We start from the raw sequence: 12,213 nt of genomic DNA, 5'->3' as shown, positions 1-12,213 counted from the left end.
CGCGGGTCCGTGAGGGCCTCCTTCCCTACTCTGAGGGTAGGGAAGGAGGCCCTCACGGCATGCCGCGCTGAGCTGAGCCCGTTCCGAGGTGGCGGGCAGGAACGCCATCTTGAGTCTCAGCGCTACAGCGACAGCGCGTGAAGGCCCCCTTCCCTCGGCTCAGCCGAGGAAACTCGACCTTCGCGCCAGCCCAAGTACATGAAGGACCCCATCCTTGCGCCCAGGTACAGGAAGGGGTCCTTCATGTACTTCACGCAAGAGGCGCCACAGGTCACGCAGTAGGTACCTAAGAGAAGCCTCGCCAGAACCCTCATTGCCACTCGCGCCCGCGATCACCCAGGAAGCCGGTCACAGCGGCCCGGAACTCGTCCGGCGCCTCCAGCCACGGCACGTGCCCGACCCCCTCGAAGCGCACCCGTGTCACCGACGGCAGGGCTTCTTCCAGCGAGTCGACGGCCCACCGGGGCCGGTTGTCCGCCATCCCGTCCACGATCAGTGCCGGCACCCGCAGCGACCGGCAGGCCGAAACGAGCTCCGCTTCCGGCATCGCCCGCATCTCCTCGCTGAGGGCCGCGTTCGCCTCGTAGTTGACCGGGAACCAGGGAGTCGCCATCGCTTCGGCATGGCGCTCGCCGTCGGTCACGAAATCGGCCGTCCATTGCCGCACCGCGCTTTCGCGGCCCTTCCCGCGTGGCTGCTTTCCCACCTTCCGCTGGAACTCCGCGTGCCATTCGTGACCGAGGCCGACGCCCGACACGTAAACGAGCGCGCTCACCCGCTCCGGATGCGCGAGCGCGTAGAGGAGACCGAGATGCGCGCCCCACGAATGACCGAGCACCGGGATCCGGTCGAGGCCGTGCCACTCCCGGACGACGTCGACGTCGGCGACCATCCGTTCGAGTGTGTACGGGCCACGCGGTTCCGAGCGCCCGGCACCGCGCTGATCCCAGCGGATCAGCCGGAATCGCGGACCGAGATCCAGTGTGCCGAACATGTCCCACAGGCCGGGGCCGCCGTGGCAGCACAGGATCGGTTCGCCCCGGCCGGTCGCCGAGGTCCACAGCTCAACGCCGTCGTCGGTGATCACCACGGGATTATCCGATAGGCGGAGCCGCCGTCGTTCGTTATCTTCCGCGACATGACGACGGACACGCCGCCCCAGCGGGCAGCCACCCTCGCTGACGCGCCCGCCATCGCGGCGCTGATGCGGGCCTCGGTGCTGGAGTTGTTCCCCCGGTTCTACGACGAGCGGCAGACGGCGAGCGCGGCCGAGCACGTCGCGCGCCTCGATCCGCGGTTGCTCGAGGACGGCACGTACTTCGTGCACGAGGCGGACGGCGAGATCGTCGCCTGCGGAGGCTGGAGCAGGCGCAACAAGACGCACGCCGGCGCCGGCGATACGGCGGACGACGACCGTCGGCTCGATCCGGCCACCGAACCGGCGCGGGTACGCGCGATGTTCGTCCGCGGTGATTGGACCCGGCGTGGGCTCGGACGCGCGATCCTCGAGTCCTGTCGTGTCGCGGCGAAGGCCGAGGGATTCACCTCGCTGACGTTGACGGCGACCCTGCCCGGTGTCCCGCTGTACCTGTCGTTCGGCTTCACCGAAGTCGAACGGGTGACGGTGACGACGCCCGACGGCGTCGATCTCGCGGGAGCCGTGATGGCCAGGGGCATCGACGATCCGGATAGCATCGGAAGATGATCCCCGGGGCCACCGCACTCTCGTTCGTCTTGATCTGCCTGCTCGGCGCGATGGCACCGGGACCGGATTTCCTGGTGGTGACCCGCAGCGCGATCCTCGGCGGGCGCAAGGCCGGGATCGCCGCCGGACTCGGCATCGCGCTCGGCGTCTTCGTCTGGGTGGTCGCGATCGCGCTCGGGGTCGCGGCGATCCTCACCGCGTCGGCGATCGCCTTCACCGTGGTGAAACTGATCGGCGCCGGGTACCTGATCTTCCTCGGCGTCAAGGCGTGGCTGGCGGTGCGCCGCGGCGACTACAGCGAGCTCAAGGACAGGGTGGCGCCCGTCGTCGTGCCCAAGGAGGCGTTCCGGCAGGGGCTGCTCACCAACCTGTTCAACCCGAAGGTCGCGATGTTCTTCCTCGCGCTCATCCCCCAGTTCCTCCCGCATTCGGCCTCGACCGCACAGACCCTGCAGCTGGCCGTGCTGGCCACCACCGTGGCCGTCGTGTGGACCTTCGTCCTGGCGACGCTGGTCGGTTCGCTGCGGAGGTTCTTCAGCTCCGGCCGGGTGCGGCGGACGATGGACGCGGTGATGGGCACCTTCCTGGTCGGACTCGGGATCCGGGTCGCGGTCCAGAACTGACGAAGGCACCCATCACACGACGTCAGAGGGATTCGGCGGCGAGACGCGTACCTTCGACGCGGGCGGCGATCTTGGCGAACGCGGTCTCCCGCGACGTCGAGACGTCGTCGGCGAACGGCGAGAAGCCGCAGTCGTCACAGGTGCCCAGCCGGCCCGGCGAGATGTACCCCGCGGCCTGGAGAACCCTGTCCCGGACCTCCTCGGCGGTTTCGACGCGCGGATCGATCGGATCGGTCACGCCGACGAAGATCCGCTGCTCGGGCCGGGAGTGCTCGGCGATCACCTTCAGCGCCCGCTCGGGTTCCGCCTCACTCGCCAGCTGGACGTAGACGTTGCCCACCTTCAGCTGGAACAGCGTCGGGAGCAGGCCGGCGTAGTCGACGTCGAGGCTGTGCGCCGAGTCCTGGTCTCCACCGGGACAGGTGTGCACACCGATCTTCTTCCGCTCCTCCTCGGAGAAGCGGTCCAGCACCGCGTTGTTCAGGTCCACAAAGGACTGCAAGAGTCCACCGGAAGGGTCGAGCTTCAGCGACAACCGGCCTTCGGTGAAGTCGATCTGAACGCTGTCGGCACCCGCGTCGAGACTGCGGCGGATATCGGTTTCGGCTTCGTTCACCAGGTCGGCGATGAACTGATCCCTGCCATATCCGGCCAATTCCTCACCGGGATAGACGAGACTGACCGCCGAAGCCGCGATCACCGCCTGCTTCACCGGCCTGGTCGTGTGTTTCTTGACCTCGCGCAGATAGGAGTCGGCGTAGGTCTGATAACGGAACGGTCCGGCGGTGAGCCGCGGAAGCTGCCGGGTGTGCCCGTCAGCGAAGGGGATGACGACGCCGTCCGGAGCCAGCGAAGTGAGGCCCGCCAAGGGATACGTGGCGAAGCTCGGCTTGCCCTGCTCTCCGTCGGTGATGACCGGGGAACCGGTCTCCTCCAGTCGCTTGACGGTGTCCAGGAGGGCCTTTTCCTGCAACTCGCCGAGCCCGTCGGCGTCGAGTCGTCCCGCCGCGTGCTCACCGAACGCTTCGATGAGGTAAGCCGGACGGGGAATACTGCCGATCGGTTCGGTGGGAATGATCATCGCTCGTGTCCTCCCAGATTGAGCAACGCGGCCGCCCTGGCCACAAGCTCAGAAGCTACCGAGCCCTCTCCTCTTTGACGATCTTTCGATGTGCCCAAACCCCTAATGGCGCAACAAATCCACTCGTGGAGACCGACGGTCGCCAAGCCGTATAGGCCGTTATACGAAATCCGGGGAAATTCGATGCTTATCCGGCCCTGCTCCTGGGTATTCCGTGGGTGTCGACGGCCGAGGCGCGCCGAAGGAGAAGCCCGATGCTGAGCCATCACGATCGGCAAGAGCTGGAAAAGATCGAGCGCTGGTTCGAGCTCACCGAGCCGGCGTTGGCCGCTCGGCTCCGCTCCGGCAGGCCCGCCCGGCCTCCGCTGATCCGGCTGGCCGTCCTCCTGGGTCTCGACCTCACCGCCGGCCTGCTGATGCTGCTGGGCGTCGTGGTGAACAGCCCGGCCCTGTTGCTGACCGGGATGATCACCGTGACCGCCGCGGTGATCGTGCATCTGTCCCGGTTCGGTCGCGACTGATCGTCTTCCCGCTCACCGGTAGGGTTCCGGGCGATACGTCCGGTTCACTGGGAGGAAGACGCATGCGGTTCATGATCATCATCAAGGCGGACGAGGATTCCGAAGCCGGGAAGATGCCGCCGATGGAAGCGTTGACCGCCATGGCGAAGTTCAACCAGGACATGCTCGACGCCGGGGTGCTGGTGGGCGGCGAAGGCCTGCAGGAGAGCTCGAAGGGCGCGCGAGTCACGATCAACGCGGCCGGGACCACCGTCACCGACGGCCCGTTCACCGAGGCCAAGGAACTCGTCGGCGGTTACTGGATCGTCGACGTCCCTTCGCGCGCCGAAGCGATCGAGTGGGCGCAGCGCTGTCCCACTCCCCCGCACGGTGACATCGTGCTCGAGATCCGCAAGATCCTGGAAGCCGAGGATTTCGGCGAGAACTTCACGCCGGAGCTGCAGGAGAACGAGCAGCGGATGCGCGACGAGGTCGCCGAACGCTCCTAGCGCGGACACACAGAACGCGGCCTAAGCTCGCTTCATGGCCGTCCGGGAGTGGGTGCGCTGGGTACTTCACGTCGACCTCGACCAGTTCATCGCGGCGGTCGAGGTCGCCCGGCGGCCCGAGCTGCGCGGCAAACCCGTGGTCGTCGGCGGCACGGGTGATCCGGCCGAACGGGCCGTGGTGGCGACGGCGTCGTACGAAGCGCGGGAATTCGGGATCCGGTCCGGGATGCCGTTGCGAACCGCCGCGAAACGCTGCCCGGACGCGATCTTCCTGGCGACGGACGCGCCCGCCTACCAAGAAGTGTCCGATCGGGTGATGGCGACGCTGCGGGAATTCCCGGTGATCGTCGAGGTTTTCGGCTGGGACGAAGCCTTCCTCGGCGCCACGACGGACGATCCCGAAGCGCTCGCCGCCGACATCCGGCGAGAGGTGGCCGAGAAGACCGGGCTGTCCTGCTCGGTCGGTATCGGCGACAACAAGCTGCGCGCCAAACTCGCCACCGGCTTCGCCAAACCGGCCGGGATCTTCCGTCTCGTCCAGGAGAACTGGTGGGGCGTCATGGCCGAGCGGCCGACGGACGCGCTGTGGGGCATCGGCGCCAAGACCACGAAGAAGCTCGCCGAGGCCGGCTATCGCACCGTGCTGGAACTCGCGGGCGCCGATCCGGCGGACCTCGCCGCACGGTTCGGCCCGAAGCTCGGCCCGTGGTACCGGCTCCTCGCCGGCGGGATCGGCGATGCCGAGGTCACCGCGACGCCGTACGTGGCGCGATCCCGCAGCCGTGAGACGACGTTCCAGCAGAACCTCACCGATCCCGGGATCATGGCCGCGGAGGTCGTCGCGCTGGCGAAACGCGTCTCACAGGACGTCGCCGACGAAGGCAGGCCCGCCGCGCGGATCGCGGTCAAGGTCCGGTTCGCACCGTTCCACACCCATGCACACAGCGTGACCCTGCCCGCCCCGACCTCGGATCCCGCCGAGATCGAGAAGGCGGCACTGGCCGTTCTCGGCATGTTCGACCTCGGCAGGCCGGTCCGTCTGCTGGGCGTCCGCGCCGAATTCGCCACGCCCGCGTCGCCTTGACAGCGCTCGCGGCGTTTTGCCATTCTGGGTTCCGGGCCGAGAGGCGCTGCGACGGAATTCTTCCGCCACGCTCGGCCCGCCGCGACAGACGTAAGGGCGCCTCCCACTGCGGAGGTGCCTTTCTTTGCGTCGAAACCCTTTTCCGGCCTTCGTCGTCGAGGCCGTGCGCTGAACCCCCGCACTGACACCGTCCTTCCCGTCACCGGCGAGAAGGACCGCTCCACCCTGCCTTCCTTGATGATTGGAGAACCTGTGAGCCCTACCCTGTCCAAGGTCAACGGGATCGAATTCGCCGTCGCCGATCTCTCGCTCGCCGAGGCCGGCCGCAAGCAGCTGCGCCTCGCCGAGGTCGAAATGCCCGGCTTGATGGCGCTGCGCCGCGAATACGCCGATTCGCAGCCGCTGAAGGGCGCGCGGGTCGCGGGTTCGCTGCACATGACCGTCCAGACCGCCGTGCTGATCGAGACGCTCGTCGCGCTCGGCGCCGAGGTGGGCTGGGTGTCGTGCAACATCTTCTCCACGCAGGACGAGGCCGCCGCGGCCGTCGTCGTCGGCCGGGAGGGCACGGCCGACAAGCCGTCGGGTTCGTCGGTGTTCGCGTGGAAGGGTGAGACGCTCGCCGAGTACTGGTGGTGCACCGACCAGCTCTTCGACTTCGGCGACGGCCGTCTCCCGAACATGATCCTGGACGACGGCGGCGACGCCACCATGCTGATCCACAAGGGTGTCGAGTTCGAGGCCGCCGGCGCCGTTCCGCAGCCGACGGAGGAAGACCCCGAGGAGTACCACCTCGTACTGGAGACCCTGCGCGAGAGCCTCGGCCGCGACACCGGCCGGTTCACCCGCATCGCCAAGGAGGTCCGCGGAGTCACCGAGGAGACCACCAACGGCGTCAAGCGGCTCTACAAGCTCGCCAAGGAAGGCGAGCTGCTCTTCCCGGCGATGAACGTGAACGACTCGGTGACGAAGTCGAAGTTCGACAACAAGTACGGCATCCGCCACTCGCTCATCGACGGTCTCAACCGCGGCACCGACGTGATGATCGCGGGCAAGGTCGCGGTCATCTGCGGCTACGGAGACGTCGGCAAGGGCGCGGTGGAATCGCTGCGCGGCCAGGGCGCCCGCGTGGTCGTCACCGAGATCGACCCGATCTGCGCACTGCAGGCGGCGATGGAGGGCCTCGACGTCGTGGAACTCGACGACGTCGTCGAGCGCGGCGACATCTTCATCACCACCACCGGGAACTTCGACATCATCATGGCCGACCAGATGGCCAAGATGAAGCACAACGCGATCGTCGCGAACGTCGGCCACTTCGACAACGAGATCGACATGGCCGGGCTCGCGAAGATCCCCGGGATCGAGAAGATCGAGATCAAGCCGCAGGTGCACGAGTGGGTCTTCCCCGCGACCGACGGCCGTGAGAAGCACTCGATCATCGTGCTGTCCGAGGGCAGGCTGATGAACCTCGGGAACGCCACCGGCCACCCGAGCTTCGTGATGTCGAACTCCTTCACCAACCAGACGATCGCGCAGATCGAGCTGTTCACGAAGCAGGGCGAGTACGCCACCGACGTCCACGTGCTGCCGAAGCACCTCGACGAGAAGGTGGCCCGTCTGCACCTCGACGCGCTGGGTGTCCGGCTGACGAAGCTGACCAAGCGCCAGGCCGAGTACATCGGCGTGGACGTCGAGGGTCCGTACAAGCTGGACCACTACCGATACTGAGGCACTCCGCCTTCTGAGTGGCGATCGCAAGTCCGTGAAGGCCTCCTTGAGGGACTCTGGGTCCCTCAAGGAGGCCTTCACGGACCGGGCCCGGCATCAACGCCGAGGCCACTAGGCCGAATGCGTGAAAACTTCGGCCGGATGGACCTGTTTTCTCCTGGAGTGGAGCGGGAATTCCTTGAGTAGCCCCACCCCGGCAGCACTCAGGCCGGGCGACTACGAAGGAGAAGGTGTTCCCGTGATCATTCTCGGCGTCATCCTGATTGTCGTCGGTGTCATCGCCAGCATCCCGGTTCTGTACTCGATCGGGATCGCGCTCGCGGTCATCGGCATCATCCTGGCCGTTCTCGGGAACACCGGGAAGGCCATCGGCGGTCGCGCCCACTGGTACTGAGCACCGGACCGAACCGGTACCGAGCCCCCGGTACCGGCGCTGAAACAGATCGGGCACCCGGCGTTCCCCCTCACGCCGGGTGCCCGGTCTGTTTTCGTTCACCGCTCGCCGGGTATCCGCTGCGCACGACGAGAAGGAGGCAGAGCCGATGGCAGGAACGGACCCTCGCCCGTACTTGACGGAGGCGACCTACCCGTGTGGACGCGACGAACTCCTGAGGGCCGCCGCGGCGGCCGGAGCGGGCGATGACGTCCTCGGTCCGCTGGGTGCCCTTCCCGCGCAGGACTACGCGGATGGAGAACGAGTCTGGGAGGCGGTGCGCGCCTGTGACGGCGCTCCGATCCACGACACCGCGAAGGAAGCACCGTGACATGAAGGGGTCCCCCGGCTCCGAGGGGGAGGGAGAGCCGGAGGACCCCGTCATAGTTAACACATTCCCGGCCACGATGTACACGAACGCCCACACCTTCGAGTGGCAATCGGTCGTGATCACCCGAATCGGGCCGGACTGGTGTATTGGCCGCCGGTCAAGAAGCCCGCAGCAGCAGCTGGGCCTCCACCTCGGCGCAGGTGCAGCCGCCGTCGACGTCGAAGCAGTCGATCGTCAGCGTGTGCCGGGCGAAGTCGTAATCGACGCAGCCGTCCTCGCTGCATTCGGTGAAACCACCGTCGAGGTGGACCACCAGGGTTCCGTGGCAGTGGTCGAGTCCGCCGGCGCAGAACGCGCACTCCATGTTCATGCCGCCTCCCGCGATCAGGTCGAAGATCGCTTCGGAAAAGTTCTCCTCGATTGCCTTACTACCACCGAGGGGCGACAGATCCTGACATACGGCGCGGCGTGTCGCGAGGCCCGGCGGGGTGACGACGGGCACAAGTCCACAATGGACGATTTCGGTCATCGAGGGCCAGGCACCGTTCGGCGGCTCGCGAGTGGCAAAGACGGTCAGAACCATCCAGGGTGGCTCAGGTGCCTACTGCCGGTGCGGGGGGGGGTGGCGGTTTCGCGTGACTGAACGGACGACACACGTGTTGGAAGGGACGACACGCGTGATTGGACGGACGGCTCGTGGTTGAACCCGGGCTGCGGTCGTGTCGTCCATCCAGTCACGCGTGTCGTCCGCCGGATCACGCATGTCGTCCGGTCAGTCACGTGACATCGCCGGTCAAGATCGTCCCTACCACTCCCGAGACTCTATTGCCAAAAACCTAGGCGCTCTTCGGGGTTCGCTTGCCGGACGCGGGCTTCTTCGCCGCGGTGGCCTTCTTGGCCGTCGAAGGCTTCCTGCTCTTCTTCGCCTCGCTAACGCTGGCCTGCAAGGCCTCCATGAGGTCGACGACGTCGGCCTTCGCGCCCACGGCCTTCGGCTTCGTGGTCTCGTTCCCCGCGGCCTTGGCCTCGATCATGGCCTCCAGGGCCTCGCGGTAGGAATCGGCGTACTTCTCCTGCTCGAACACCGGCTCCGAGAGCGAGTCGATCAGCGAACCCGCCATCGTCAGCTCCTGCGGCCGCACCTGCGGCGGATCGTCGTGCAGGAACCCGAAATCCGGGACGCGGACCTCGTCGGGCCACAACATCGTCGTCATCGTCAGGACGTCGCTGTGGACCCGCAGGATCGCGAGTGTCTCCCGCTGCCGGATGGCGACCTTCGCCACCGCCACATGGCTCGCCTTCTGCAGCGCGTCACGCAGGACCACGTACGGTTTGACGGCGTTCTTCTGCGGTTCGAGGTAGTACGTCTTGTCGAACTGGATCGGGTCGATGGACTCCAGCGGCACGAACTCGAGGACGTCGATCGCCCGCGACGAAGCCAGCGGCAGTTCCGACATGTCCTCGTCGGTGAGCACGACCATCTCGCCGTCGGGCAGTTCGTAGCCCTTGGCGATCTCGGCGTAGGGCACTTCCTCGCCGTCGATCGTGCAGAACCGCTTGTACTGGATGCGGCCGCCGTCGGACTCGTGCACCTGGCGCAACGAGACGTTCTTGTTCTCGGTGGCCGCGTAGAGCTGGATCGGGATGCTCACCAGCCCGAAGGACACTGAGCCCTTCCACATCGAACGCATCGCGCCGCACCTCCACCGCCGTCACCGACCGTACTCACGCACGGTGACCACGGTAGCCCGAAACGGCGCAACGCGACAGTCCCGCGAACCCGATCGCGGGACCATCGCGGCTCCGGAATCAGGCCTCGGCCAGGTACTTCTCCGCTTTCGCGGGATCGAGGAACCAGTGCTGGAAATCGGTCGGATCGGAGAACCCGTTCGCGAACCGCTTCGCCACGGCGGGCTTCTCCCCCGCCGCGCCGATGATCTGGAGCACGTGCGGGGGCGGCGGCTGCAGCATCGCGTTCGTCCAGATCGTCACGTGCTGGGCGTACTCCCAGTACTTCTCGAACGCCGCGGCCATCCACTCCTCGTCGAACGGCTTGTCCCCGCGATCGAGGATCGAGTCCAGATAGGACGCCGCGCAGTGGCTCGCGTTGTTGGAACCCTGGCCGGTGATCGGGTCGTTGGCCACCACGACGTCGGCCATGCCGAGCACCGCGGTCCCCGAGTCCAGCTTGCCGACCGCGTTCCGCACGACCGGCGTGTACCCGCCGGCCAGCGTCGCCTTCGCGTCGGTCAGCACGGCGTTCCTCGAGCGCTCGTACTCCCACGGGAGGAACTGCTTCATCAGCGACAGGATCCGGTCGAGATGCTGCTGTGGCGAGGGCCGGTCGTCCCAGCAGTCGAGCGGGCCGCCGGGGACACCCTCGAAGAACAGGATGTCGCAGTTCCCGCTCAGCGTGTACGCGGGGATCATGAACAGCTCACCCACGCCGGGGATGATGTTGAACCGCACCGCCGCCTTGTCCGGATGCTCGGGCCGTCGCTCGACGCCGTGCACGTACGCCAGCGAGAGCGCGCGCTGCGGTTCGGTGTACGGCGACCGCTCCGGGATCCGGTCGAACAGCTGGACCAGCTCACCCTTGCCCGCCGCGATGACGACCAGGTCGTACAGCTTCGCCAGCGGCGCCAGATCCGAGGTGGTGACGCCGTGGATGACGACCTTGCCGCCGCGGTCCTCCACCAGCTCCAGCCAGGCCGCCATCTTCACCCGCTGGTCCACCGACTGCGCGTAGTGCTCCAACGGCCCGAACCAGTCCAGCACGCGGCTGGAGTCCGGTCCGGCGATCGAGACGCCGAGCCCCTCGACCTTGACGGTCTCGTCCTCCCACAGGTTCAGCTTGTGGTCCCGCTCGTGTTGCAGGGCGGAGTGGAACATGCACTGGGTCGACATCACCTTGCCGGACCGGATCTCGTCCGGTGTCCGCGCCGACATCACCGTGACGTCGTAGTCGTGGGACAGCAGACTCAAAGCCAGCTGCAACCCCGACTGCCCGGCACCGACGATCAGAACCTTGCGCATCCTCGACGTTCCTCCCAGAACCGTTCAGCTGAGTGAAGCGAACTCGCGACCCGGCCCGGAGACCACCGCGAGAGACAGCGTGTGCGACACGAGTTCCTGCAACGTCGCGACCGCGGACTTCGGATCGCGGGCGTCGCAGGTGACCAGCGGGATGTCCGGGGACAGCGCCAGCGCGTCGCGGACCTCGTCGAGATCGTGCACCGGCATGCCCTCGAACTGGTTGACCGCGACGACGAACGGCAGCTCGGAGTCGTTCTCGAAGTAGTTGATCGCGGCGAACGACTGGTCGATCCGGCTGGTGTCGACCAGCACGACGGCGCCGAGCGCGCCGCGCGAGAGGTCGTCCCAGAGGAACCAGAACCGGGCCTGGCCCGGCGTGCCGAACAGGTACAGGAGCAGGTCTTCACGCAGGGTGATCCGGCCGAAGTCCATCGCGACCGTGGTGGTGGATTTGGTCCCGGGCGGCACCAGCTCGTCGACCCCGGCGCCGGCCTCGGTCATCCATGCCTCGTTGCTCAGTGGCGGGACCTCGGAGACGGAGCCGACGAACGTCGTCTTGCCCACGCCGAATCCACCGGCGACCACGATCTTGGCGGAGATCGCCAAGAGATCTGTGTTCGATTCGGAACCCGCGACCGCATTCGCGTCGCCAGGGCGCTCTTTCACGACCTACTCACGCCCTTCCTGAATGGCGCCCTGACACCCCGAAAGCGGGGCCTGCCGGCCGGGGCGGGTTCGAACTGGGTACTCATGCGGCCAACGACCCGAAGGCTCCGCCGCTCCGCCTGTGTCAGACCGGGAGGCGCTTGAGTCCATCGAGGATCCTCTCGAGCACGTTCGTATCGTGGTTGTAGGCGTGGGCCGTCGGGTGCACGAAGACGGCGCCCTGGGTGGCGAGGTCGCCGATGAGCACCCGGACCACGCCCAGTGGCAGATCAAGTCCCACCGAAAGCTCGGCGATCGAAGAGCGGTCGCGGGCGCGCTCGTACAGCGCGCGCGATTCGGGCATCAGGGCCTCGGCCAGCGACGGGTCGTAGCGCGGGACCGAGATCAGGGTCTCCACGAGCAGCAGCTGGCTGCTCTTGGTCCGGCCGCCGGTCAGCGCGTACGGCCGGATTCTGCGGCTGCGCATCTTGACGGGCCGGTCCGGAGATTGGTCGGTGGACACGGTCATCCCTTCCTT

15 protein-coding genes are annotated in these 12,213 nt (G+C 67.1%); 8 read left to right on the top strand and 7 right to left on the bottom strand.

Annotated elements, in window-relative coordinates; all coding sequences use genetic code 11:
* Positions 1-310 precede the first annotated feature (310 nt).
* The gene (locus DMH03_RS38125) at positions 311-1,087 is read right to left on the bottom strand and encodes an alpha/beta fold hydrolase (protein WP_125796854.1); all 777 of its coding nucleotides are present in this window, start codon (positions 1,085-1,087) and stop codon (positions 311-313) included.
* A gap of 51 nt (positions 1,088-1,138) precedes the next feature.
* Between DMH03_RS38125 and DMH03_RS38120 the strand changes: the two genes are divergently transcribed.
* Both DMH03_RS38120 and DMH03_RS38115 read left to right on the top strand, forming a co-directional pair.
* Positions 1,139-1,705 (top strand): GNAT family N-acetyltransferase, encoded by a 567-nt coding sequence (locus DMH03_RS38120; protein WP_125796853.1) that lies wholly within the window; start codon positions 1,139-1,141, stop codon positions 1,703-1,705.
* Complete coding sequence (locus DMH03_RS38115; protein WP_125796852.1) at positions 1,702-2,328, top strand: LysE family translocator; 627 nt, start codon at positions 1,702-1,704, stop codon at positions 2,326-2,328. Before DMH03_RS38120 ends, DMH03_RS38115 begins: the two co-directional genes overlap by 4 nt.
* A gap of 22 nt (positions 2,329-2,350) precedes the next feature.
* Here the strand turns inward: DMH03_RS38115 and DMH03_RS38110 are convergent, their stop codons facing one another.
* Complete coding sequence (locus DMH03_RS38110; RefSeq protein WP_125796851.1) at positions 2,351-3,409, bottom strand: cobalamin-independent methionine synthase II family protein; 1,059 nt, start codon at positions 3,407-3,409, stop codon at positions 2,351-2,353.
* 254 nt (positions 3,410-3,663) lie between these two features.
* Between DMH03_RS38110 and DMH03_RS38105 the strand changes: the two genes are divergently transcribed.
* The 6 genes from DMH03_RS38105 to DMH03_RS38085 all read left to right on the top strand — a co-directional run bounded on the left by DMH03_RS38105 (position 3,664) and on the right by DMH03_RS38085 (position 7,994).
* Positions 3,664-3,930 (top strand): DUF3040 domain-containing protein, encoded by a 267-nt coding sequence (locus DMH03_RS38105; protein WP_125796850.1) that lies wholly within the window; start codon positions 3,664-3,666, stop codon positions 3,928-3,930.
* A gap of 62 nt (positions 3,931-3,992) precedes the next feature.
* Positions 3,993-4,418: a YciI family protein gene (locus DMH03_RS38100; protein WP_125796849.1), complete on the top strand. Its 426-nt coding sequence runs from the start codon at positions 3,993-3,995 to the stop codon at positions 4,416-4,418.
* A gap of 34 nt (positions 4,419-4,452) precedes the next feature.
* Positions 4,453-5,502: a DNA polymerase IV gene (locus DMH03_RS38095; protein WP_199749184.1), complete on the top strand. Its 1,050-nt coding sequence runs from the start codon at positions 4,453-4,455 to the stop codon at positions 5,500-5,502.
* Positions 5,503-5,754: 252 nt separating this feature from the next.
* Complete coding sequence (ahcY, locus tag DMH03_RS38090; RefSeq protein ID WP_199749183.1) at positions 5,755-7,230, top strand: adenosylhomocysteinase; 1,476 nt, start codon at positions 5,755-5,757, stop codon at positions 7,228-7,230.
* Between the two features lie 238 nt (positions 7,231-7,468).
* Complete coding sequence (locus DMH03_RS42475) at positions 7,469-7,624, top strand: DUF6131 family protein (protein WP_007034891.1); 156 nt, start codon at positions 7,469-7,471, stop codon at positions 7,622-7,624.
* A gap of 148 nt (positions 7,625-7,772) precedes the next feature.
* The gene (locus DMH03_RS38085; RefSeq protein ID WP_125796847.1) at positions 7,773-7,994 is read left to right on the top strand and encodes a DUF2795 domain-containing protein; all 222 of its coding nucleotides are present in this window, start codon (positions 7,773-7,775) and stop codon (positions 7,992-7,994) included.
* A 157-nt stretch (positions 7,995-8,151) separates the two neighbouring features.
* Here the strand turns inward: DMH03_RS38085 and DMH03_RS38080 are convergent, their stop codons facing one another.
* From DMH03_RS38080 to DMH03_RS38060, 5 genes are all read right to left on the bottom strand, one after another.
* The gene (locus DMH03_RS38080) at positions 8,152-8,364 is read right to left on the bottom strand and encodes a hypothetical protein (RefSeq protein ID WP_125796918.1); all 213 of its coding nucleotides are present in this window, start codon (positions 8,362-8,364) and stop codon (positions 8,152-8,154) included.
* Positions 8,365-8,830: 466 nt separating this feature from the next.
* Positions 8,831-9,685 carry a Ku protein gene (locus DMH03_RS38075; protein WP_125796846.1) on the bottom strand — a complete coding sequence of 285 codons (855 nt, stop codon included), beginning with the start codon at positions 9,683-9,685 and terminating at the stop codon, positions 8,831-8,833.
* Between the two features lie 118 nt (positions 9,686-9,803).
* The gene (locus DMH03_RS38070) at positions 9,804-11,030 is read right to left on the bottom strand and encodes a styrene monooxygenase/indole monooxygenase family protein (protein WP_125796845.1); all 1,227 of its coding nucleotides are present in this window, start codon (positions 11,028-11,030) and stop codon (positions 9,804-9,806) included.
* 24 nt (positions 11,031-11,054) lie between these two features.
* Complete coding sequence (locus DMH03_RS38065) at positions 11,055-11,636, bottom strand: ATP/GTP-binding protein (protein ID WP_233611827.1); 582 nt, start codon at positions 11,634-11,636, stop codon at positions 11,055-11,057.
* 184 nt (positions 11,637-11,820) lie between these two features.
* Positions 11,821-12,204 carry a DUF742 domain-containing protein gene (locus tag DMH03_RS38060; RefSeq protein ID WP_125781931.1) on the bottom strand — a complete coding sequence of 128 codons (384 nt, stop codon included), beginning with the start codon at positions 12,202-12,204 and terminating at the stop codon, positions 11,821-11,823.
* Positions 12,205-12,213: the final 9 nt, after the last annotated feature.

Origin of the sequence: Amycolatopsis sp. WAC 01376 (genome assembly GCF_003947415.1) — a bacterium.
Taxonomy (GTDB): Bacteria; Actinomycetota; Actinomycetes; order Mycobacteriales; family Pseudonocardiaceae; genus Amycolatopsis.
The sequence above is the reverse complement of the archived record's forward strand: the minus strand, read 5'-3'. Positions and strand labels throughout refer to the sequence as shown.

Coding starts and splice junctions, on each gene's coding strand:
- DMH03_RS38120 (WP_125796853.1), top strand. CDS start 1,139: ATGACGACGGACACGCCGCCCCAGCGGGCAGCCACCCTCGCTGACGCG.
- DMH03_RS38115 (WP_125796852.1), top strand. CDS start 1,702: ATGATCCCCGGGGCCACCGCACTCTCGTTCGTCTTGATCTGCCTGCTC.
- DMH03_RS38110 (WP_125796851.1), bottom strand. CDS start 3,409: ATGATCATTCCCACCGAACCGATCGGCAGTATTCCCCGTCCGGCTTAC.
- DMH03_RS38105 (WP_125796850.1), top strand. CDS start 3,664: ATGCTGAGCCATCACGATCGGCAAGAGCTGGAAAAGATCGAGCGCTGG.
- DMH03_RS38100 (WP_125796849.1), top strand. CDS start 3,993: ATGCGGTTCATGATCATCATCAAGGCGGACGAGGATTCCGAAGCCGGG.
- DMH03_RS38095 (WP_199749184.1), top strand. CDS start 4,453: ATGGCCGTCCGGGAGTGGGTGCGCTGGGTACTTCACGTCGACCTCGAC.
- DMH03_RS38085 (WP_125796847.1), top strand. CDS start 7,773: ATGGCAGGAACGGACCCTCGCCCGTACTTGACGGAGGCGACCTACCCG.
- DMH03_RS38080 (WP_125796918.1), bottom strand. CDS start 8,364: ATGAACATGGAGTGCGCGTTCTGCGCCGGCGGACTCGACCACTGCCAC.
- DMH03_RS38075 (WP_125796846.1), bottom strand. CDS start 9,685: ATGCGTTCGATGTGGAAGGGCTCAGTGTCCTTCGGGCTGGTGAGCATC.
- DMH03_RS38070 (WP_125796845.1), bottom strand. CDS start 11,030: ATGCGCAAGGTTCTGATCGTCGGTGCCGGGCAGTCGGGGTTGCAGCTG.
- DMH03_RS38060 (WP_125781931.1), bottom strand. CDS start 12,204: ATGACCGTGTCCACCGACCAATCTCCGGACCGGCCCGTCAAGATGCGC.